Here is a 19,183-nt window from a genome sequence, read left to right as displayed (position 1 = left end):
TTCCCACCTGTTGCCGATGTTCTGTAGACAGACCGAAGCTCCCCGCTTCGCTTACCCCTTACAGAGAGCAAAAGGACATGAAATCATCACACCTCAATGCCGAACAAAACGGGATCAGTTTCTGGCAACATCTGCGACTGGTACCTTTATTTTCCGCGATCCTGGGTGGCATCCTGCTGTTGTTTGCCCTGTGTATTGCGCTGGCCAGCTATTTTCTTATCCAGAGTAATCAGTCACTGAAGGACGTTACGGAAGAAATTCAGGTCCGAATGGCGATTTCGAACAGTTCTAACCATTTACGTACCGCCCGCCTGAATATCATCCATGCCGGTGCCTCCGCCCGAATCGGCGAGATGGATGCCTTTAACGATAATGTTAAGCAGACCGAAAAGCGGATTCAGCAAGCGACGGAAAGCTTCAATGCTTACCTGAATCGTCGGGTGAAAACCCCGGAAGACATGGCGCTGGATGGCGAGCTGAAAACCAAATTCGATGCTTATGTCACTCAGGGCCTGTTGCCGATGGTGAAAAGCGCCAAAGACGGCAGCTTCGAAGGGGTGATTGCGCAGGAAACGGATTACACCCGTAAGTTTGATGATGCGTATAACGCCATATTATTAAAAGCCATTGCCATTCGTACTCAACGCGCCGACGCCATTAATAAACAGGCCGAAGCACAAACCCGGCTGGGCTTTATTATGATGGCCGCCGCGTTTGCTGCCGCGCTGTTACTTACCCTGGCGACCTTTATCTTCCTGCGTCGTGTGGTGATCACGCCACTGCGTCAGGCGGTTGAGCGAATTGAACATATTTCCCGTGGCGATTTGACCGCGCCGCTGCAAAACTGGGGAAGAAGTGAAATCGGCACGCTGGGCAGCAATCTGCAAAATATGCAGCAGTCGCTGGTGAAAACCGTCGGCACCGTCCGTGAAGGTGCGGTAGCGATTTATCAGGGTTCCAGCGAAATCTCCGCCGGGAACACCGACCTCTCCTCGCGCACCGAACAGCAGGCCGCCGCGCTGGAACAGACCGCAGCCAGTATGGAACAGCTGACCGCCACGGTGAAACAGAATGCCGAGAACGCGCATCATGCCAGCCAGCTCGCTGCCGATGCCTCAGGTAAAGCCAGTCAGGGCGGCGAAATTGTCTCCGGCGTGATCAGCACCATGAATAATATTTCCACCAGCTCAAAGAAAATTGCCGAAATTACCACGGTGATCAACAGCATCGCCTTCCAGACCAATATTCTGGCGCTGAATGCGGCGGTCGAAGCCGCCAGGGCGGGAGAACAGGGTCGCGGTTTTGCCGTGGTCGCCAGCGAAGTGCGTAACCTGGCCCAACGCAGTGCGGGCGCGGCGAAAGAGATTGAAGGATTGATTTCTGAATCGGTGGAGTTGATTGGTAAAGGGTCTTCGCAGGTCAGCCATGCCGGCGACACCATGACCGACATTGTCGGTGCGGTGCGCCGCGTTACCGACATTATGGCCGAGATTGCCGCCGCCTCTGATGAACAGAGTCGCGGTATCCAGCAGGTCAGCCTGGCGGTGACCGAAATGGATAACGTAACGCAGCAGAACGCCTCGCTGGTTGAGGAAGCCTCAGCGGCCGCCTCTTCTCTGGAAGAACAGGCTTCACGCCTGACCCAGGCCGTTGCCGCCTTCCATCTGAGTGACAGCGCACCGCGCCGCGTAGCACAGCCGGTGCAGGCGGTTCAGCCTAAAGCCGCGCTGGCTACTGGCCGTCCTGCGCTGGCGAACAGCGATAACTGGGAAACCTTCTGATCGAAAAGGGGCGAACTTTTCAGTTCGCCCCTTTACTTCAATAACGTGCTGCCGGGTCAGAGGCAACAGGATCGCAACACCGTTCCCGCCGTCAGGCTTCCGGATGTGGCTCCACAAAGATGCCATCGCTGTGGCCAATCTCGTTGAAGAACCAAATCCCCAGCGGATAGTCTTCCAGCGCAACCAGAAACATCGTGCCCTCACTGAAATCTTCTACAGCCAGTACTTTGCCCGGTCGGCGTGGGCCTCCGTCGGTTTTGACCGTGACCCGATCGTTCACTTTCATTGCGTTCCTCCCTTGATAGATGCGCTAAGTTTAACCGAAATTAACGCCTCTGGCAGTGGAGTCAGTTAACGACGTGCAATTACCCACACGGCGTGGATAATTCCCGGGATATAGCCGCAAAGCGTTAGCAGAATATTCAGCCAGAACGCGCCGCCGAAACCGACCTGCATGAACACCCCAACTGGCGGTAAAATAATCGCAATAATGATACGTAAAAGGTCCATGTCGCCTCCATAGCGTGGATTCAAACTTATTATTGTCTAATCGACTGATAAGTATAGCCGTTATGCATAATGCCGCCCGGTGGCAGCGTGTAAAACAACGTAATGTCTGGCGCAACGCCTCTTTTCACTTTCTTAACGTTTCGCGGTGGGACTTCTGACAGGGAGATTGCATACACTCTCCCCACTGCACCATCCCCAAAGGCGCAGTCAACCTAAAAGTAACAAGGATTTTTGCCCGCGCAGCGCGGGCTTTTTTTTGCCTGTTTCCCGCCTCCCCTTTCCTTCCCGCCATCTATACTCAGTTGATACGATCGGCCGAGGAACTCCGTGATGACTATTGCAAAAGAGTACAGCGACAATGTTCAGCGTGAAGTCAATATTGACGTTGAGGCGTTACTGGAAGCGATCCATGATCGTTCCAGCGGCGAGGTCAAAGAGTTTATGGATAATGACCGCGCGCACAAAGTCAGGGTGGATGGTCGGGAGTACCGTTCGTACACCGAGCTTGCCGACGCCTTCGAACTTGATATCCGCGATTTCACGGTTTCTGAAGTGAACAGATAAAAAAAATCCCGGCCATCTGGCCGGGAATGAAAAATTCATTTTGAAATTCGTTACAGAGGAAATTCTCTGACTGCAGCAGACTACCTGACTTCTCTACTAAGACAAGTCCCAAGTTTTGCTAAAGTTGTACAGTATTGTGAAAATTGTACAAAGTAAAAATCGGCCAGCCCAATGCTGCCGCGCGTTGAGACGGTATTCTCATTTTATTTTGCCCTTGTACAACCCCCGCTATTTTTTAGGATAATTCTTATCACTCCTCCGGCCTCAACGGACAGTATTTCTGCGTTTCAGCCTTCGGAGTCTCCAGCCGGAGTTATACTCTCTGATTATCCTGCATTTTTATCGTTGTGAACGAGGAGGATGGCTTATGCCCACGCTGAATGATCCCCTGATGATTGTGACGGATTTAGATGGCTCCCTGCTCGATCATCATACCTACAGTTGGCAGCCTGCTCAGCCCTGGCTGGATCGCCTTAATGAGCAACAGATCCCGGTGGTCATTTGTTCCAGTAAAACCGCCGCCGAGATCCTACCGCTTCAGCGCCAGCTGGGTCTGACCGGCGCACCCTATATCGCGGAAAATGGCGCCATCATCCATTGGGAAGGGTTTAAGGACGCCCTGGCTCAACCGACACAAAAAGGTTACACCGAGATTTGCCAGACCCTGCACGCACTGCGCGACCGCTATCACTTCAAGTTTACCGGATTTGCCGATGTGACCGAACAGGAAGTGGCTGACTGGACCGGGTTGACGCTGCATAACGCCTCGCTGGCGCGCATGCGTGAAGGATCGGAAAGCCTGATCTGGCGCGACACCGAACAGCAGTTCACTGCCTTTAAGCAGGTGCTGGCCGCCGAGCAGTTGGGGCTGTTGCAGGGAGGACGTTTCTGGAGCGTCACCAATCAGGGTGCGGGAAAAGGCGCGGCGCTGGACTTTCTGCTCAGCCACTACCCAAATCCATCCGGCCAGCACTGGCTGACGGTGGGCTTAGGCGACGGTCCCAATGATGCGCCCATGCTGGATAAAGTCGATTTTGCCGTCATTATTAAGGGTTACAGTAAAACACCCGTCACGCTGCAGCGTGAAGATAACGAGCACGTTTTCCACAGTGCGTATTTCGGCCCTGAAGGCTGGAGTGAAGGTCTTACGCACTTTTTAAACCAGGGGTGAGGATCGGCCTGCTGCCGATAACCCGCCATTAAGGGGAATGCGATGAGTGATTTTTTCCAGAACGGCGTAATTACCAACTTCCATAACCTCACCGGCCGGCCGGTTGAGGAACTTGAGAAGGATTTGGTGCGTTTCTCCAAAAAGCGCAAAATGGCGTTAATCCTGCCTTCTTTATTCTCTGAACTGGAAGGACCGGCGTTAAGCAACATCGTTGACGAGCTGGCGAAAGTCCCCTATCTCGAAGAGATTGTGATTGGCCTCGACAAGGCTGACCGTGAGCAGTTTCTGTTTGCCCGTGAGTTCTTCTCGCGGTTGCCGCAGCGGCACCGTATTTTGTGGAACGATGGACCGCGTCTGAAAGCGCTGGATGCGGAACTGGATAAAGAAGGTCTGTCGCCGTCACAGCCGGGTAAAGGGCGCAACGTCTGGTTTTGTACCGGCTACACGCTGGCTTCAGACAAGTCCTCCTGCGTTGCGCTGCATGACTGCGATATTGTCACCTACGAGCGCGGCATGCTGGCACGTCTGCTCTATCCGCTGGCCAATCCCTCGTTCCAGTATGAGTTCTGCAAAGGTTTCTATGCCCGCGTGGCGGATAACAAGCTGAATGGCCGCGTGGGCCGCCTGCTGGTTGGCCCGCTGCTGCGCTCACTGCAAAAAGTGTATGGCCATTCTGAGTATCTGGATTACCTCTCCAGCTTCCGTTATCCGCTCTCCGGTGAATTCGCCATGCGCACTCACGTCCTCAACGGCATCAAGATCCCGGGCGACTGGGGACTTGAAATCGGCGTGCTGTCAGAAATTTACCGTAACTACACTACCCGACAGAGTTGTCAGGTCGAGATTGCCGATAATTACGACCACAAGCATCAGCCATTATCGGAAGAGGATGGCACCGGAGGCTTGCGCAGGATGAGCAATGACATTGTGCAGTCGCTGCTGCGTAAGATGGCGACGATGGGCGTGAACATCACCAGCGATTCGTTCCGCGTGCTGAAAGCGACCTATTACCGCAATGCGCTGGATATGATGGAAGTCTATAACCACGAAGCGACGATGAACGGCCTGAAGTTCGATCAGCATGCCGAGGAGGCGGCGGTTGAGATGTTTACCCAGTCGATTCTGGATGCCGGTCAGTCGTTTATTGAACGGCCAAACGAGAAGCCTTTTATCCCGAGCTGGAGCCGCGTTCAGTCAGCGTTTCCGGATATTCTGCATCGGATTTATGAAGCGGTAGAAGAGGATAACGCCGGCAACGTGTAATTATCGCGCCAGACGGCAGTGCAATTCAGGAGAGAAAAAGCAGGACGGGAGCGACTTCGTCCTGCTTTTTGGTGCTAGCTGGCAAGTTGGCTCTCGCCAGTGAGCAAAGGTGAGAGTTCTTCCTCCCTGAAGGCTTCGCGACGAACGCTGTGACCATCATACCAGCGACACTCAACCATGCCACTGGCATAGCCTGTCACCACCATCGCCGGACCACCACTTTTAAGCTGCACTTCCTGACTGACCATGATCATAACCACCTCTCATGTTTGCAGACCTGACACCGGAACTTCAGGTATAGCAGGCGGGCCAGCTTTATTCTGTTAATGGGGAGTAAAACTTATGTTAAATTCCGATAACTTGCTCAATCTAAGGCAAATAAAAAAGGCGAATAACCAATGTTATTCGCCTTTTAAGGGAAAGTACTGGCGCTCTGGCGTCAGATTTTACAACCTTCACAATCCGCTTCATCGCCTAAGTCGGCAGGCACTTCACTGGCCTTTTTTTGCGCATTGGCTTCGGCTTGTTCCAGCTCGGCATCAATATCAAATTCAAAAATGTCGTCTTTCATCATCACTCCAGAGATCTTACTCGCGAATAAGCTGCCTTTATACTGATTTACCCCGCATCCTGGCAACCAAATTCACCACCAACAGCACGATTGACCCCACAATCAGGCCCAGTGCCAGGTGTGCCAGATTGCTCAGCACGGAGGCCAGGATCCCGGCGAAATCAGCGGTGTAATGCTCGATTAAGTGATGAATGGCCGGCACGCCATGAGCAATAATTCCACCGCCAACCAGGAACATGGCGATAGTGCCCACCACGGTCAGGATCTTCATCATCCACGGCGCCATCGCCAGCAGCGCACCGCCAATGGCTTTCGCCACCGCTGAGGATTTCTCCTGCAGCCACATGCCCAGATCGTCGATTTTAACGATACCGGCCACAATCCCGTACACGCCCACCGTGACCAAAATCGCCACGCCCGCCAGTATCAATACCTGGTTCATCAACGGTGCTTCAGAGACGATACCCAGAGTAATGGCGACAATTTCAGCCGACAGAATAAAGTCGGTGCGGATCGCGCCTTTGACCTTTTTCTTTTCAAACTCGGCCGCATTCTGCTGGGAGAGTTTCTTAATGCGTGCTTCTCTCGCTTCCGGCGTGTTCGCCGACTTGTCCTTGTGCAGACTGTGCAGCACCTTTTCGAAGCCTTCGTAACAGAGATAAGCCCCGCCAACCATCAGTAAAGGGGTGATTGCCCAGGGGGCAAAGGCGCTGATCACTAACGCCAGCGGCACCAGGATTAATTTATTGAGGAAAGACCCTTTGGCAACGCCCCAGACTACGGGCAGTTCGCGATTGGCCTTAACGCCGCTAACCTGCTGCGCGTTCAGCGAAAGATCGTCCCCAAGGACGCCAGCGGTCTTCTTTACCGCCACCTTCCCCATTACCGAAATATCATCCAGCAGCGTGGCAATATCGTCCAAAAGTGTCAGTAAGCTCGTTCCTGCCAAAATTACGTTCCTTATTATTGTTCATCGTGCTGACAACAGGGACAAACCTGTATTTCGGCCACTGCCATATCGGCAATACCGTCGCAATCCCACTCAACGCGGATCGGTTGCCCTTCGGCCTGATGATGATGAAGGTATTTACTCACCGGGCTTTCGGTCATTCCGCTAATCTCTTCGGTTGCCACCAGGTATTCACCGACAAATATCCGTGCGGTCGCATGGGTATTCACCATGCGCTCGCCGCTGATTTTATACAGCCGTCTTACCGTGAGTTTGATACTGGCCATGGTTTACCCTGCCGAGAGATGTTAAAGAGTGTGATCTAAACAATTATGAACGAGGGATGCAACTTGTGTGACGCTAATCGTCCTTTTGCCGGAAAAAAAGTGTTTTATCATCTGGTTGAAACGTTTTTTTAGCGTTAAGTTAACCCTCCTTTAACAGGTCGAGAAAAATATCATGTTACGCCGTGCTCCTGCCCTGCTGCCGCTGTTAGCCGCGCTGTTCGCCCTCTACTTTATCTGGGGATCAACCTACTTCGTGATCAAAGTGGGCGTTGCCAGCTGGCCGCCGATGATGCTGGCAGGTCTGCGTTTCCTGCTGGCCGGTGTCGTGTTGCTGGTGTTCCTGCTGCTACGTGGCGAAAAGCTGCCCGGCTGGCGTCCTGCACTGAATGCCGCGTTGGTCGGCATCATGCTGCTGGCGATCGGTAACGGTGCAGTGACGGTGGCTGAGCACCAGAATGTCCCTTCCGGCATTGCTGCGGTGATGGTGGCGACGGTGCCGCTGTTCGCGATGTGCTTTAGTCGACTATTCGGCATCCAGACCCGCTGGATTGAGTGGTTGGGAATTGGTGTTGGGCTGGTTGGCATCGTACTGCTGAATAGCGGCGGCCATCTGGGGGGAAATCCCTGGGGCGCGCTGATGATCCTGCTGGGGTCATTAAGCTGGGCGTTTGGATCCGTCTGGGGTTCACGCATTAATTTGCCACACGGCATGATGGCAGGTGCGGTGGAAATGCTGACCGCTGGTATCGTCCTGCTGACCGCCAGCACCGTAAGCGGTGAGCATCTGGCCACGCGTCCGGGGATTGAAGGGTTGCTGGCACTGGGTTATCTGAGCCTGTTTGGCTCGGTGATCGCCATTAATGCCTATATGTACCTGATCCGCAATGTGCCGCCGGCCATCGCCACCAGCTACGCCTATGTGAATCCGGTGGTGGCCGTGCTGCTGGGGATTGGATTTGGCGGGGAGAGCCTGACCTCAAGAGAGTGGCTGGCATTAGGAATTATTGTGCTGGCGGTGATCCTGGTGACGCTGGGAAAATACCTGTTCCCGGCCAGGCCTACCGTGAAACCTTGCGTATTGGGCGAGTAACGCGACCCTTAAATCTGCCGGATCCCCTGGGAATCGATCTCTCCGTTTCCCTTTCCGGCACAGATCCACTCTTCCAGCCGGCTGGTCATCGCGTCTTCTTCCAGCCGCGTTTTGCCCCGCAACGCGCATTCCCACACCAGCAACACCTTCCAGCCCGCCGCACTCAGTTCGGCAATATAGCGCTTATCTCGCGCGACATTGCTGTCGATTTTCCCCAGCCAGAATGCCGTCCGCGTCGCCGGAACCTTAAACAGATGGCAATGGTGTTTGTGCCAGAAACAGCCGTGGACGAAGATAATGGTTTGATACTCATCCAGCACAAAATCGGGCCGGCCCGGCAGCGCCTTGTCCTGCACCCGATAGTGTAAGCCGAGGCCGGTCAACAACTCTGCCAGCCGGGTTTCAATCGCCGTATCGCGCGTGCGGATCGCGCGCATATTTTTGCTGCGGATTTCAGAGGAGTGAACGTCGGCCATTGTTATCATCCTTATGCTTTGGCTAAGTATAGCTCAGCTTAGGATCGGGCCAATTAACGCTGCTTCACCGCCAACGCTATCCACGGCTGAAGCAGCTTAGCCACCGCCGCAAACGCTGGCACGACAACCGAATTACCGAACTGGCGGTAAGACTGAGTATCTGAAACCGGAATGCGGAAGCGGTAACTGCCCGGCGCTTCGAAGCCCATCAGCCTGGCGCACTCTCTTGGCGTCAGACGGCGCGGACGGCGCAGCTGGTTTTCGGGCTGGTCAAAATCGGCTTCGCCCAGCTGGCGGTCCCATCCGCGATCGATAAGAATTTCAGAGCCGTCCTTGTAATAGCGCGCGGACAGCGTGCGCACCACACCGGTCTCCACCTGCGGATCCACCAAGCCATAGCCAAAGCCGTTACCCTTTGCCTGATGCTTTTTGGCGTAGTTATAAAGGTACTTCCATAAGGTTGGCGTCAGAATGTATTTGGCGTCAACCTCGGGCTCCATTAAGGCAAGCAGCGGGATGCGCTGTTTGGGATAGAGCGTGGACAGCGCCTTCAGGGTGAATTCCGGCAGTTTCAGATCGCGACGCATCCCGACCAGCACGATACGTTCGCGATGCTGCGGCAGGAAATGTTTGCCATCAATGATCTTGGGATCCCCGGCACCGCTGGCTTCGGCATCTGCCACGTCGTAACCCAGCTCATCCAGCGTATCCATGATGATGCGGAAGGTTTTACCTTTATCGTGGCTCTTCAGATTTTTGACGTTTTCCAGCACGAAAATCGCCGGCTTTTTGGCGGTGATAATCCTCGCCACGTCGAAAAACAGCGTGCCCTGCGCTTCACATTCAAATCCATGGGCCCGGCCCAGCGCATTTTTCTTCGACACGCCGGCCAGTGAAAACGGCTGGCAGGGGAATCCGGCCAGCAGCACATCATGGTCGGGCACCTGCTTATCGATATGTTGATAAGCCTGCTGCTCACTCACCGCCGGATTGCCGCTCAGGGTGACGTCGCGGATATCCTGATTAAAGCGGTGTGCGTCAGGATCGCAGTACCAGTTGGCTTTATAGGTTCTGACCGAATATTTGTTCCACTCACTGGTGAACACGCACTGACCGCCGATGGCTTCAAAGCCGCTGCGAATGCCGCCGATGCCGGCAAACAGATCGATAAAGCGGAAGGCATAATGCGGATGATGAGCGGGTGGTGTCGGTAGCAGCTGGCTTAGCGCCTGATGCTCAGCTTCAGTCAGCGGCGTTGCGGCGCTTTTACCGCTCATCCAGCGACTGAGGCTGTCGCGCGTCCAGCCATGCTGGCTGGCTTGCTGTAATTCCGCCAGGATCCGTTTTTGGTCATAAATCGCCAGCACCTTGTGCAGTAACTCGCAGTCCTGATCAAATTTCTGCTGGCTTGCCTGTTCGGCTAACGGCAGCGCCACGCTGTCAAACTCGCTCATAATCACCCGACATCAATAAGTAAACGCCTGCAGTCTATCACTTCGCTGCGCCCGCGCCAGGCGGAAAAAAGATCGGGCAGGCTATTTGCCTTAACAACGGATCTAAAACTGTTTAGCGTACATCTGGCTGGGCCGCAACATGACTGTCATAAACAGCGCCAATACTCTCTTCTTTTTTTGGAGTCTTTGTATGTCGCTGCTCACCGTTCTGCCCATCCGTCTGCTTCGTCGCCGTGCCGTCTCCTTCGCGCTGCCGGGCTGGCTTCACAGCCTGCGCGGGGCCTTTACGCTGTTTTTGTTGCTGTTCTGTGTCATGCAATGTGCCAGTGTTTTGCTGCTGACGCGCCTGGTGGACAGCACCCAGCAGAATGTCGCCGTTGCGCATCAACTGTCAGCGCGACAGTCGTTGCTGGATAAAGCACGCATGGAGCTACTCACCGCCAGCGATAACAGTCAGGGCGGCGCAATATATTTAATGCAGGATAATCAAACCGGATCGGTCGACAGCTGGAAAAGCCTGGCGCAAAGCGCGCAGGCCTCGCTGGAGAATGCGCAAAAACTGTTTGCTCAATACCATGCCGATAGCAACGGCCCGCTGAGCCAAAATTTTGCCATGCTGGTTGACGGGCTGAAAGAGCAGCTGAAAGGCCTTAATGCACGCGATATCGATGGGTTCTTTATGGTACCAATGCAGGCCTTCCAGCAACAGTTTAATGACGCTTATTACCAGACGCTAAACCAGGCCAATGCCGAATCATCGCAGGTTAATGACGCCACGCTTGGGTCATTGACCACCAGCCGTAACGTATCGCTGGGCATTTCGGCACTGCTACTGGCGCTGTTAATGGCCGGCGGCGGATTGCTGTTGCGCGGGGTGATCCTGCCACTGAATCAGGTATCGCGTCAGCTGTCGCGCATTGCCGTCGGTGACCTGTCGCAGCAGACGCCATCACGGGGTCGATACGCCCGTGAAATTCGCCAACTGAATGACAGCATTGGCGAGATGCAAAGCGGCTTGCAGCATATCGTCGGTGAAATAAACGCCATCTCGCTGGCGGTGATGACCAGCGCGGAACAGATGTCTGAGCATAATGATGAGTTCAGCGCGCATAACCAGCAGCAGACTGAAGCCTTTACTCATATCAGCGAGCGTCTTAACCGGGTCGCGGAAGAAGTGGAACACAGCGTTGGCTTTGCCAGCCATGCCACGCAACAGGTTCAGCAAGCGGATACGCTCACCCAGCGCTGTGGGGTAATGGTTGCGGATGTCGAGGCACAAATGCGTGAGATTGTCGGCGCGTCAGGTGAAATCGCCGGGATTGTGACGCTACTGGATAGCCTGTCGCTGCAAACTAAAATACTGGCGCTGAACGCCGCGATAGAGTCGGCCCATGCTGGTATTTTCGGTCGCAGTTTTTCGATTGTCGCCAGAGAGATTGGCCTGCTGTCGGAAAAAAGCGGCGCGTCGACCCGCAATATTGATAGTTTGATTACCAGCACCCATCAGCATATTGATAATGGATTTAGCAAAGTCCAGGCGTTGGATAGTCTGTATGCACAGATTGCTGGTTCGGTTACGGGCGTGGTGACTGTGCTGCATGAGTTACTGCAAAATGCCAGCGCGCAGAGTAAACGCGTGAATGCCATTGCCAGCGAAATTGGACGATTGAATGAACAGGTGAAAAACAGCGAGGCGTTAACGCAACGGAGTGCCAGTGCATCAGAAAACCTGGTTTCCCATGCACAGCGGTTATCGCAAAGCGTCAGTCAGTTCGTGTTGTAACTGGAAGCGTGCCCCTCGCAGCGATGAGGGGCAATCAGAAGGAGGGTTACTTCTTCTTTTTGGATTTTTTCAGTAACGCGCGGATCTGCTTGAGTTCGCTGGCGTTCAGCTGCTCGTCAGTTTCTTCTGCGGTGCCCTGATTATCGACGGCGGTGTGTTCCACGGCGGTCAGACTGTTTTGCAGACGCTGGCAAACTTCCTGACTCAGGGAGATTTGGTTTTCCAGCGCCAGAGATTTGAGGGTTTCTTTTAAAGTAGGGTCGATCTTAATCGTAAGGCTTACGTTATCGGTCATCACTGATTCTCCTGAAAAATGTCCCAGATAACGTAGCCTGTATCGTGCGATTTAACCATATGTTCATAAAAATTTAATATTTCTATGAAGCCGGACTAAATTCCCGCAACACATCCTCATCGAGTGCGCAGAAATCGCCTTTCAATTCAGCACACAGCTTGGCCATATAGGTCACCAGAAAACGGGCATTGTGTTCCGCCAGACGTTTACCTTCAACGGTTTGCATGGTGTCAGGCAGGCGGAGCAATTTCTTCTGGAAATGGTCCAGCGCCCATTCGGTATCATTTAGCTGTCGTTCACGTCCCAGCGGATCGGCACTGTCGAACAGTGAACGCCCCAGCGCGCCAGACACATAAAACACCCTGGCCAATCCAATCGCGCCTAATGATTCCAGACGGTCAGCATCCTGCACGATTTTCGCTTCCAGCGTTTCAGCGGTTACGCCGGCACTGAAGCTGTGAGCATGAACCGCGTGAGCCACCGCTTCGTATTTATCTTTGGGGAAATCAGGAAAGACCTCGCGCAATACGCGCCGGGTCTCGACCGCGGCCTGCGCAGACGCCAGATGACGTTCCGGGTGATTTTTCGGCAGGTTCACAATATCGTGGAAATAACAGCCGGTCAGCACAACCAGCTCATCCGCCTCGGTGCCCTTCATAATACGCTGTGCTGTCTGCCAGACACGGCGTAAATGGGCCACATCGTGGGCTTTATCATCCTGTGGCCAGGTCTCATGGAGCCAGCTTTCAAAACGCAGTTGCCAGTTAATAAGCGACATAGACTTCTCCTTATTGTTTGGACTTGTAGAGATGTCAGTGGGTGAAGGCCAGTCCACTGCTGGAAACCCGCCTGTACCAATTGGTCAAAAACGAGATCCACATCATGTTTATAACGCTAATTTTAACGGAATCACAACATATTTCGTCTTTTCAGCCTTTTGCCATAAGAAAATTTATTGATTAATTTTCAGGCAAATGGTTAAACAGACATAATGAACGCCGTGAAATTAACTGTCGGCTTTTATGCAAAGAGTGAGATAGAATTAACCCTACCCAACAATCTCTTGTTTTGGGGCATTTTTACCTCGCGACGGTACGCGGTTTCAGCATCTGCACTGTAAGAGATTGTAAAGACGACATATGTCAAATTTGTTACCCCGCCTATATTTTAGGGGGTCATCCTGGGTAAGACCGGGTAGGACGACCTGATAATTCAGCAGGTGCAATGGTCCTAACCTGGCAATGAAATCAACAAGCACAGCTAATGTTTACCTAAATTTTTGATTCTGGTATTTTTCTTCAGGCTAATGTTCAGATTATTCTGTCTTGTCTTTTTAGCGTTGCTGTGTTTATCGGTTCAACATGTAAGTAACAGAGGTCAAACCATGAAAGAACGCCCGATTTTGTTTAGCGATCAACGGGTGCGAGCGCTGCTCTCAGGCCAACAGAGCCAAACTCGGCGCATTATGAAGTCACAACTCTTTGGTCCCGGACAGGATAACCATGAGGGGTGCTATGGTATTGATGTGCTGAATAATCACCTGCAAGGCAACCGGGTTATGGGCATGGAAAACTTAAGTTACCACTGCCCTTACGGACAACCCGGCGACAGGCTTTGGGTCCGTGAAACCTGGCGCGGCCCGGTTATCGAGCCTGACGAAATGGCGGAATATCAGCGTTCGCCAGCGGCATTTAAAAGCGCGCGTTATTGCCAGTACCGTGCCGATACCAGCCAGTTCGCAACCGCCGAGCTGGATGAACAAGAGCAGTTCGGCTGGCAGGCCGGCATTCATATGCCCCGCTGGGCAAGCCGTATCGATCTGGTGGTCACCGGCATTCGTGTCGAGAAAATTCAGGATATCAGCGATGACGATGTGATCGCCGAGGGTGTGCAAACCGACTCCCATTTCCTGAATAATTTTTTCACCATGCACAGCGAAGCGGTTTCCAGCAAAGATGCCTATCGTAAACAATGGGCGTTACAGTACGGTGGCACCAGCTGGGAAGTTAACCCCTGGGTCTGGGTGATTGAGTTCGAACGCGTCTGAGGCGAAAGGCCGCTTTTTTGTACTTCATCACAGACACCGCTGGTTTTAAGTGATTGAATATGCGCCTTAAAGCCAGCGTATCCCACATTCAGCTTTCTTTCTTATGCACTGTTGCTCCCACGCAGCAGTTGCGTAAGACGGTGCGCTGCGGCATGGTAAAGATCCCTTCAGCGAACCGGGTGCATCATGATCAAATGGCCGTGGAAAACCGACGAAGATGCCGCAGACGCGCTGCCCTGGCAGCAGGCAATGGCGATTCCTTTACTTGGCGCGCTGACCGCGGCTGAAAAGACATCGCTGGTCGCATTAGCGAAACGCTTTTTACAGCAAAAGCGCCTGGTCACGCTGCAAGACTTCCAGCTGGATGAATTGAAAAGTACCCGCCTTGCGCTGATCTTCTGCCTGCCCGTGTTGAATCTGGGTTATGACTGGCTGGACGGTTTTCATGAAGTGCTGCTCTACCCCTCCCCTTTTGTGGTCGACGATGAGTGGCAGGATGAATTTGGTCTGGTTCACCATGAAAAGATGGTGCATTCGGGTCAGAGCTGGCAGCAAGGTCCGGTGGTACTGAACTGGCTGGATGTGCAGGACTCCTGGGATCTCTCTGGTTATAACCTGATCATTCACGAGGTGGCGCATAAGCTCGACAGCCGCGGCAGCGGTCATGCCAATGGCGTGCCGTCGATTGCGCTGCGTGATGTGGCCGGTTGGGAGCAGGATTTGCAGGCGGCGATGAAGGATATTCAGGATGAGATTGATACCGTCGGTGAAAACGCCGCCAGCATTGATGCCTATGCCGCCAGCGATGCCGCCGAATGTTTCGCCGTGTTATCGGAGTACTTCTTCACTGCGCCGGACATCGTGCAGGATCGTTTCCCCAGCCTCTATCAACGCTTTAGCCAGTTTTACCGCCAGGATCCGGCCAAACGCTATTCAGACGCGCAATTCCGACAAAATGACCGTGGAATTGTTCACTAATACGTCGGGTTGATTTAATCCTAGCCAGTTGAAAGCTAGCGTGTTTTTTGCTGTTGACACACCTGGGCTACCCCGCTAATATGCGCCCCATCGAAACCGATTCCTCTGTAGTTCAGTCGGTAGAACGGCGGACTGTTAATCCGTATGTCACTGGTTCGAGTCCAGTCAGAGGAGCCATATTAGAAAAGCCCGCTTAAGGAAACTTAAGCGGGCTTTTTGCTATTCATTTTCGGCGCAACCCGAAGCGGATATAAAGCGCGTGACCTTATATCCGCTTCACGTGTTTCGGGTAAAAGCTACTCGTTGCCCCATTCATTCAGGTAGTTCGCAATGCCATCAATCTGCTGCGCGTCGATACCCGCTTCACGGGCCATCTCTTTCTGCGTGTCTTCGCTGATTTCCTGATTATCCGCCAGGCGGGTCAGCAGCAGCTGGAAATAATGAGCCAGCGCGTCACGCTGTGGCTCGCTCACCGGCTTGGCAGATTCCGCCACATAATCATCGGCGATGTCATAATATTTAAGCGCTATTTCGTTATTCATAAAGAGTCCAAATTTACTGTCTTGATCGGTCATCAATGATGGGGAGGTTTCCCTGCAGAACACCGGCGTATTTACACGCCGCGGTTCAGCGCGGGAGCGAAAATCAGACCTTCAGCATTTTCACCGTGGTATCCACGTCGATCTCATCTTCCGAGAAGATTAAGGTCGTGCCCTGGAAGGTGGTGATCGCCAGTTTTTTCACCGAGCGCATTTCGCCCGCGGTGGTGGCTGATTTAGGCTTGATGCTGCTCATCAGAATGCCCACGGAAAGCACGGCATTTTCTTTATCGATGCGGGTATCAGCTGGCACTTCTTCGCTGAACACCACGTAAGACTTGATCGAGGTAAGCTTAATGCGCTCACCGGCGATATAAATGTATTTGCTTTCCGGTGCGACCTTGACCGCATAGGCTGAGAGCCCTTTGCTGTTGGTGGTCGGTTCAAAAGTCACCGCCGCATCTTTCTTGATCAGATCAGGGTTGGCGACCTTAACCTCATGAAAATACCGGTTATCACCGTTTTCATCTTTGATAAATCCAAAGCCTTTATCTTTAAACCAGGTTGTGATTGTTCCGTTCATCGCCATTACCGCCTACTTAATCGTTTATTTGCTCAATTTTTGCAGCGCGCAGTGTAAATCACAATGCCTGCGCAGACCATTTCTTTAAGCCTGGACGATAATTTGCCGACTTGCGAGGAGGCGGTGATCTGACCCGCCCTTCGCCAGTGTCGTCAGTCGGCGTAAAATTCGCTATCATCCGCTGCCCCTCTCTTTGCTGGTTACCTGATGTCCAGGATTATCGATACCTTTATTGCCCCGCCGTGCCATGATCAGATTGAGATCCTCTATCAGGACCCGCATCTGGTGCTAATCAATAAGCCCAGCGGACTGCTCAGCCTGTCGGGCAAAAATCCGCAAAATCTCGACTCGGTGCATCACCGGCTGGTGCAGCTGTTCCCCGGCTGTACGCTGATCCATCGGCTGGATTTCGGCACCTCCGGGCTGATGGTGATTGCGCGCAATAAGGCGATCAATGCCGCTCTGTGTCATCAGTTCAGCCAGCGCACGGTGACCAAGGTGTACAGCGCCCTGCTGTGCGGGCATCTGGCGGAAGATGACGGGGTTATCGACGCCGCGATAGCCAAAGATCCGGCGCTGTTCCCGCTGATGTCGATTTGCGCAATTAACGGCAAGCCAGCTCGCTCGCGTTATCAGGTCGTCGAGCGCTTTTATCGTGAGTGTGAAGACGGGACGTCACTGCCAGTAACGCGGGTGCAGCTCACCCCGGAAACCGGGCGCACCCATCAGCTGCGCATTCACTGCCAGCAGTTGGGCCACCCAATTTTGGGCTGTGACCTGTATGGCGGCCTGATGCTGCCCGGCACCGAACAAACACCACGGCTGATGTTGCACGCCAGCGCGCTGCATTTTGTGCATCCCATCAGCCAGGAACCGATCAACGCCTGTCATAACAGTCCGTTCTGACAGACCTTTGAACCGCTGCTAATTGCCTGTCTCACCTTACGACTTTACCTTATCTGAGAGCGCGGTTAGCAGCGGAAAGGTTGACGTGATATCAGGCTGAAATATCAGTTGTCAGCAAGCAAAAGAGGCTCTATGGCCTCTCAACCAAAGCATTGAACTTAGCTATCCATATGTTAACCTTAGATAAACACAAGGAGGTTTCAATGAGTGAGAATAAGGAAGGCAGTCTGAGGCTACTTACTCTGGGTGAGATTAAAATCGCTAAGTCTGTTTTTGGAGAAGCGATTCATTACAACAAAGTTTGGATTCATCATGGAAGTTACTTACCCTTCGGCCTGCAAAACAAAGATACCGCAATGACTCCGAATGGAGAGTTGTATTTCAGGGCCTGATATTGCAATGACTTCTCAGTAGCTGACTATCCCTATAAGCACCTTTTCATCCATGAGATGAGCCATGTATGGCAGCGTGAAAGAGGCATGAATGTCATCGCAAGAGGGTTGATAAGCTTTGCTGTCAGCTATCGCTACAGACTCGATGGACGACCTTTAAGGCGCTATCCCATGGAACAACAGGCTCAAATTATTGCGGACCACTTTATATTGAGCCATTACGGCTATGCCGTGTGGATGATCCTCAGACGGAGGGGAGATATCACCCTGGACGGGGATTTAAGCGAAGCGGTGATTAAACAAAAATATCAAGAAACGATGCGTTACTTCCCATGGGGATGATAATGAATAACTTAATTAAAATACGCTCTTCTATCCTGGCGGCCTCAGTTATATTCCTGAGTGGATGTCCAGGTTCAGGTGACAGGCTAAAAGCTGACGAAACGACTACGGTCAGTAAAGTTGGGGCTGAAATATGCTTCGATATTCCAGATGCCAGTGACTACCAACCTTCCCTCATCGCAATAAACCCGAGAGGAACGCCTCCACAAAAGCTGTCCATAAAGGACTCACCTGATTTGACTGTCGCAAATGGAAAACTTTGTCTCCCTCCCGCATTTTATCAATTCTCTGAGAACGGCCAGTACATCGTACAATACATTCTTCAGAAACCTGACGATCAGCAGTCTGAACGAAGCGTTGTGATTGGGGTTGAGTTCACCGGCGGCGATGTTGAAACCTTTATTCTCAACGCGAACGAAACCACGCGCTAAGCAGAATGGCAAAGAATGCCGCTGATAGAGAGGTTTTTTTCCCGGCAAAACCGCCTGCTTTTTTCAGGCGGCAACCACCGGGTCATTTAACCGGGAACAAAGTCAGCGTCCAGCGAATCACCACATCAAATCATCGGGCACTTTAAAGTCCGCGTACGGATCGTCTTCATCCTGCTCTTCCTGACTCAACGCACTGTTCAGGACAATACTGTTCGCATCACGTTGGGCAATCTTGTCGGCAACGCTGGCAGGGATAATGGCATAGGTATTTTCACCGTTGTTATCCGCACTCAGGCGGGCAATGGCCAGACGGCCGCTGATCAGTTGGGATTGGGTGGTTTTATCCACGGCAATTTTCTTGATCAGATTATTGTCGGTGAAGTTGAAATCGATGGTGCCTCTGGCAATGGCGATCCGGTTCATCTCAATCAGCTGCTTCACCTGCGCCTTGTGCTCTTTCGATAACGCGGCCTGCTTCTGCTGTTCGCTCAGTTGCTTATCACGCTCGACCTGCGCTTTTTTATTCTCTTCAACCGCTTCTCTGGCTTCACGCGCCTGAACGCGTGATTTCTTGGCCGTCTTCTGCACTTTGGCCAATTTCTTGCTCGACACTAATCCTGCTTTTAGCATCTGCTCTTGTAAGGTGAGTTTTGTCATCCTGGTCTCTAACTGGTTACCTGATTTTGGGGGATTATACCTGTTTTTTCAGGCCGAATCAGGTGGCAAGGCAGGAACAGGCCATGAACGAAGTCGGCGCGCGCTCCTCATCGT

At 52.8% G+C, this 19,183-nt stretch carries 23 protein-coding genes, 1 tRNA gene and 1 pseudogene; 12 read left to right on the top strand and 13 right to left on the bottom strand.

What is annotated here, in order from left to right; translation table 11 throughout:
• Positions 1-77: 77 nt before the first annotated feature.
• Entirely contained in the window at positions 78-1,781 is a 1,704-nt protein-coding gene (locus AC1UKS_RS08810; protein WP_482436505.1) for a methyl-accepting chemotaxis protein, read from the top strand.
• 91 nt (positions 1,782-1,872) lie between these two features.
• Here AC1UKS_RS08810 and dsrB read toward each other — a convergent pair whose 3' ends face one another.
• Positions 1,873-2,067 carry a protein DsrB gene (gene dsrB / locus AC1UKS_RS08805; RefSeq protein WP_013202688.1) on the bottom strand — a complete coding sequence of 65 codons (195 nt, stop codon included), beginning with the start codon at positions 2,065-2,067 and terminating at the stop codon, positions 1,873-1,875.
• A gap of 65 nt (positions 2,068-2,132) precedes the next feature.
• On the bottom strand, positions 2,133-2,291 hold the full coding sequence (locus AC1UKS_RS08800) for a YqaE/Pmp3 family membrane protein (RefSeq protein ID WP_013202689.1): 159 nt from the start codon (positions 2,289-2,291) through the stop codon (positions 2,133-2,135).
• A gap of 330 nt (positions 2,292-2,621) precedes the next feature.
• Between AC1UKS_RS08800 and yodD the strand changes: the two genes are divergently transcribed.
• From yodD to AC1UKS_RS08785, 3 genes are all read left to right on the top strand, one after another.
• Complete coding sequence (yodD, locus tag AC1UKS_RS08795; protein ID WP_482436503.1) at positions 2,622-2,855, top strand: YodD family peroxide/acid resistance protein; 234 nt, start codon at positions 2,622-2,624, stop codon at positions 2,853-2,855.
• 367 nt (positions 2,856-3,222) lie between these two features.
• Positions 3,223-4,026 carry a mannosyl-3-phosphoglycerate phosphatase-related protein gene (locus tag AC1UKS_RS08790; RefSeq protein WP_482436502.1) on the top strand — a complete coding sequence of 268 codons (804 nt, stop codon included), beginning with the start codon at positions 3,223-3,225 and terminating at the stop codon, positions 4,024-4,026.
• 42 nt (positions 4,027-4,068) lie between these two features.
• Positions 4,069-5,289, top strand: coding sequence for a glycosyltransferase family protein (locus tag AC1UKS_RS08785; RefSeq protein WP_053142410.1), 1,221 nt, complete (start codon positions 4,069-4,071; stop codon positions 5,287-5,289).
• A gap of 74 nt (positions 5,290-5,363) precedes the next feature.
• Here the strand turns inward: AC1UKS_RS08785 and AC1UKS_RS08780 are convergent, their stop codons facing one another.
• The 4 genes from AC1UKS_RS08780 to AC1UKS_RS08765 form a co-directional block, all read right to left on the bottom strand.
• A complete protein-coding gene (locus tag AC1UKS_RS08780) occupies positions 5,364-5,543 on the bottom strand; it encodes a YodC family protein (protein WP_013202693.1) in 180 nt (59 codons plus the stop codon).
• 185 nt (positions 5,544-5,728) lie between these two features.
• Positions 5,729-5,860, bottom strand: a complete 132-nt coding sequence (locus tag AC1UKS_RS08775; protein WP_482436501.1) for a hypothetical protein — start codon at positions 5,858-5,860, stop codon at positions 5,729-5,731.
• Positions 5,861-5,897: 37 nt separating this feature from the next.
• Positions 5,898-6,809 (bottom strand): DUF808 domain-containing protein, encoded by a 912-nt coding sequence (locus AC1UKS_RS08770; protein WP_482436500.1) that lies wholly within the window; start codon positions 6,807-6,809, stop codon positions 5,898-5,900.
• A gap of 14 nt (positions 6,810-6,823) precedes the next feature.
• Positions 6,824-7,096 carry a hypothetical protein gene (locus AC1UKS_RS08765; protein ID WP_265910813.1) on the bottom strand — a complete coding sequence of 91 codons (273 nt, stop codon included), beginning with the start codon at positions 7,094-7,096 and terminating at the stop codon, positions 6,824-6,826.
• Between the two features lie 172 nt (positions 7,097-7,268).
• Here AC1UKS_RS08765 and yedA point away from each other — a divergent pair, with 172 nt between their 5' ends.
• Entirely contained in the window at positions 7,269-8,186 is a 918-nt protein-coding gene (gene yedA, locus AC1UKS_RS08760; RefSeq protein ID WP_482436499.1) for a drug/metabolite exporter YedA, read from the top strand.
• An 8-nt stretch (positions 8,187-8,194) separates the two neighbouring features.
• Here yedA and AC1UKS_RS08755 read toward each other — a convergent pair whose 3' ends face one another.
• Together AC1UKS_RS08755 and AC1UKS_RS08750 are read right to left on the bottom strand one after the other, a co-directional pair.
• The gene (locus tag AC1UKS_RS08755) at positions 8,195-8,662 is read right to left on the bottom strand and encodes a very short patch repair endonuclease (RefSeq protein ID WP_151037123.1); all 468 of its coding nucleotides are present in this window, start codon (positions 8,660-8,662) and stop codon (positions 8,195-8,197) included.
• A gap of 53 nt (positions 8,663-8,715) precedes the next feature.
• Positions 8,716-10,116, bottom strand: a complete 1,401-nt coding sequence (locus tag AC1UKS_RS08750; RefSeq protein WP_482436498.1) for a DNA cytosine methyltransferase — start codon at positions 10,114-10,116, stop codon at positions 8,716-8,718.
• A 190-nt stretch (positions 10,117-10,306) separates the two neighbouring features.
• Here AC1UKS_RS08750 and AC1UKS_RS08745 point away from each other — a divergent pair, with 190 nt between their 5' ends.
• Positions 10,307-11,899, top strand: coding sequence for a methyl-accepting chemotaxis protein (locus tag AC1UKS_RS08745; RefSeq protein WP_482436496.1), 1,593 nt, complete (start codon positions 10,307-10,309; stop codon positions 11,897-11,899).
• A gap of 46 nt (positions 11,900-11,945) precedes the next feature.
• Here AC1UKS_RS08745 and AC1UKS_RS08740 read toward each other — a convergent pair whose 3' ends face one another.
• Both AC1UKS_RS08740 and AC1UKS_RS08735 read right to left on the bottom strand, forming a co-directional pair.
• A complete protein-coding gene (locus AC1UKS_RS08740; protein ID WP_013202700.1) occupies positions 11,946-12,194 on the bottom strand; it encodes a hypothetical protein in 249 nt (82 codons plus the stop codon).
• An 82-nt stretch (positions 12,195-12,276) separates the two neighbouring features.
• On the bottom strand, positions 12,277-12,972 hold the full coding sequence (locus AC1UKS_RS08735) for a phosphohydrolase (RefSeq protein ID WP_265910818.1): 696 nt from the start codon (positions 12,970-12,972) through the stop codon (positions 12,277-12,279).
• 606 nt (positions 12,973-13,578) lie between these two features.
• On the opposite strand from AC1UKS_RS08735, the gene AC1UKS_RS08730 reads away from it, so the two are divergent.
• The 3 genes from AC1UKS_RS08730 to AC1UKS_RS08720 all read left to right on the top strand — a co-directional run bounded on the left by AC1UKS_RS08730 (position 13,579) and on the right by AC1UKS_RS08720 (position 15,396).
• Positions 13,579-14,241, top strand: a complete 663-nt coding sequence (locus AC1UKS_RS08730) for a hypothetical protein (RefSeq protein WP_013202703.1) — start codon at positions 13,579-13,581, stop codon at positions 14,239-14,241.
• 186 nt (positions 14,242-14,427) lie between these two features.
• The gene (gene mtfA, locus AC1UKS_RS08725; protein WP_482436494.1) at positions 14,428-15,219 is read left to right on the top strand and encodes a DgsA anti-repressor MtfA; all 792 of its coding nucleotides are present in this window, start codon (positions 14,428-14,430) and stop codon (positions 15,217-15,219) included.
• A gap of 101 nt (positions 15,220-15,320) precedes the next feature.
• A tRNA-Asn gene (locus AC1UKS_RS08720) sits at positions 15,321-15,396 on the top strand.
• A 119-nt stretch (positions 15,397-15,515) separates the two neighbouring features.
• Here AC1UKS_RS08720 and AC1UKS_RS08715 read toward each other — a convergent pair.
• Together AC1UKS_RS08715 and AC1UKS_RS08710 are read right to left on the bottom strand one after the other, a co-directional pair.
• Positions 15,516-15,761, bottom strand: coding sequence for a DUF2543 family protein (locus AC1UKS_RS08715; protein ID WP_482436493.1), 246 nt, complete (start codon positions 15,759-15,761; stop codon positions 15,516-15,518).
• A gap of 103 nt (positions 15,762-15,864) precedes the next feature.
• Positions 15,865-16,347: a cold-shock protein gene (locus AC1UKS_RS08710; RefSeq protein WP_053142382.1), complete on the bottom strand. Its 483-nt coding sequence runs from the start codon at positions 16,345-16,347 to the stop codon at positions 15,865-15,867.
• A 201-nt stretch (positions 16,348-16,548) separates the two neighbouring features.
• Between AC1UKS_RS08710 and AC1UKS_RS08705 the strand changes: the two genes are divergently transcribed.
• From AC1UKS_RS08705 to AC1UKS_RS08695, 3 genes and pseudogenes are all read left to right on the top strand, one after another.
• Positions 16,549-17,247, top strand: coding sequence for an RluA family pseudouridine synthase (locus AC1UKS_RS08705; RefSeq protein ID WP_482436491.1), 699 nt, complete (start codon positions 16,549-16,551; stop codon positions 17,245-17,247).
• Positions 17,248-17,450: 203 nt separating this feature from the next.
• Positions 17,451-17,981 (top strand): annotated as a pseudogene (locus AC1UKS_RS08700) (type IV secretion protein Rhs).
• A 2-nt stretch (positions 17,982-17,983) separates the two neighbouring features.
• On the top strand, positions 17,984-18,412 hold the full coding sequence (locus AC1UKS_RS08695) for a putative T6SS immunity periplasmic lipoprotein (RefSeq protein ID WP_482436490.1): 429 nt from the start codon (positions 17,984-17,986) through the stop codon (positions 18,410-18,412).
• A 117-nt stretch (positions 18,413-18,529) separates the two neighbouring features.
• Here the strand turns inward: AC1UKS_RS08695 and AC1UKS_RS08690 are convergent, their stop codons facing one another.
• A complete protein-coding gene (locus AC1UKS_RS08690) occupies positions 18,530-19,069 on the bottom strand; it encodes a DUF2058 domain-containing protein (protein ID WP_482436489.1) in 540 nt (179 codons plus the stop codon).
• Positions 19,070-19,183 lie beyond the last annotated feature (114 nt).

This window comes from Erwinia sp. AK-PDG3-5 (assembly GCF_056821705.1).
The sequence above is the reverse complement of the archived record's forward strand: the minus strand, read 5'-3'. Positions and strand labels throughout refer to the sequence as shown.

What these genes read in the sequence shown, in the direction of transcription:
- mtfA (WP_482436494.1), top strand. Translation starts at nt 14,428, where the DNA reads ATGATCAAATGGCCGTGGAAAACCGACGAAGATGCCGCAGACGCGCTG.
- AC1UKS_RS08735 (WP_265910818.1), bottom strand. Translation starts at nt 12,972, where the DNA reads ATGTCGCTTATTAACTGGCAACTGCGTTTTGAAAGCTGGCTCCATGAG.
- yedA (WP_482436499.1), top strand. Translation starts at nt 7,269, where the DNA reads ATGTTACGCCGTGCTCCTGCCCTGCTGCCGCTGTTAGCCGCGCTGTTC.
- AC1UKS_RS08740 (WP_013202700.1), bottom strand. Translation starts at nt 12,194, where the DNA reads ATGACCGATAACGTAAGCCTTACGATTAAGATCGACCCTACTTTAAAA.
- AC1UKS_RS08780 (WP_013202693.1), bottom strand. Translation starts at nt 5,543, where the DNA reads ATGATCATGGTCAGTCAGGAAGTGCAGCTTAAAAGTGGTGGTCCGGCG.
- AC1UKS_RS08765 (WP_265910813.1), bottom strand. Translation starts at nt 7,096, where the DNA reads ATGGCCAGTATCAAACTCACGGTAAGACGGCTGTATAAAATCAGCGGC.
- AC1UKS_RS08750 (WP_482436498.1), bottom strand. Translation starts at nt 10,116, where the DNA reads ATGAGCGAGTTTGACAGCGTGGCGCTGCCGTTAGCCGAACAGGCAAGC.
- AC1UKS_RS08690 (WP_482436489.1), bottom strand. Translation starts at nt 19,069, where the DNA reads ATGACAAAACTCACCTTACAAGAGCAGATGCTAAAAGCAGGATTAGTG.
- AC1UKS_RS08785 (WP_053142410.1), top strand. Translation starts at nt 4,069, where the DNA reads ATGAGTGATTTTTTCCAGAACGGCGTAATTACCAACTTCCATAACCTC.
- AC1UKS_RS08695 (WP_482436490.1), top strand. Translation starts at nt 17,984, where the DNA reads ATGAATAACTTAATTAAAATACGCTCTTCTATCCTGGCGGCCTCAGTT.
- dsrB (WP_013202688.1), bottom strand. Translation starts at nt 2,067, where the DNA reads ATGAAAGTGAACGATCGGGTCACGGTCAAAACCGACGGAGGCCCACGC.
- AC1UKS_RS08790 (WP_482436502.1), top strand. Translation starts at nt 3,223, where the DNA reads ATGCCCACGCTGAATGATCCCCTGATGATTGTGACGGATTTAGATGGC.
- yodD (WP_482436503.1), top strand. Translation starts at nt 2,622, where the DNA reads ATGACTATTGCAAAAGAGTACAGCGACAATGTTCAGCGTGAAGTCAAT.
- AC1UKS_RS08810 (WP_482436505.1), top strand. Translation starts at nt 78, where the DNA reads ATGAAATCATCACACCTCAATGCCGAACAAAACGGGATCAGTTTCTGG.
- AC1UKS_RS08745 (WP_482436496.1), top strand. Translation starts at nt 10,307, where the DNA reads ATGTCGCTGCTCACCGTTCTGCCCATCCGTCTGCTTCGTCGCCGTGCC.
- AC1UKS_RS08730 (WP_013202703.1), top strand. Translation starts at nt 13,579, where the DNA reads ATGAAAGAACGCCCGATTTTGTTTAGCGATCAACGGGTGCGAGCGCTG.
- AC1UKS_RS08800 (WP_013202689.1), bottom strand. Translation starts at nt 2,291, where the DNA reads ATGGACCTTTTACGTATCATTATTGCGATTATTTTACCGCCAGTTGGG.
- AC1UKS_RS08705 (WP_482436491.1), top strand. Translation starts at nt 16,549, where the DNA reads ATGTCCAGGATTATCGATACCTTTATTGCCCCGCCGTGCCATGATCAG.
- AC1UKS_RS08710 (WP_053142382.1), bottom strand. Translation starts at nt 16,347, where the DNA reads ATGGCGATGAACGGAACAATCACAACCTGGTTTAAAGATAAAGGCTTT.
- AC1UKS_RS08775 (WP_482436501.1), bottom strand. Translation starts at nt 5,860, where the DNA reads ATGAAAGACGACATTTTTGAATTTGATATTGATGCCGAGCTGGAACAA.
- AC1UKS_RS08755 (WP_151037123.1), bottom strand. Translation starts at nt 8,662, where the DNA reads ATGGCCGACGTTCACTCCTCTGAAATCCGCAGCAAAAATATGCGCGCG.
- AC1UKS_RS08715 (WP_482436493.1), bottom strand. Translation starts at nt 15,761, where the DNA reads ATGAATAACGAAATAGCGCTTAAATATTATGACATCGCCGATGATTAT.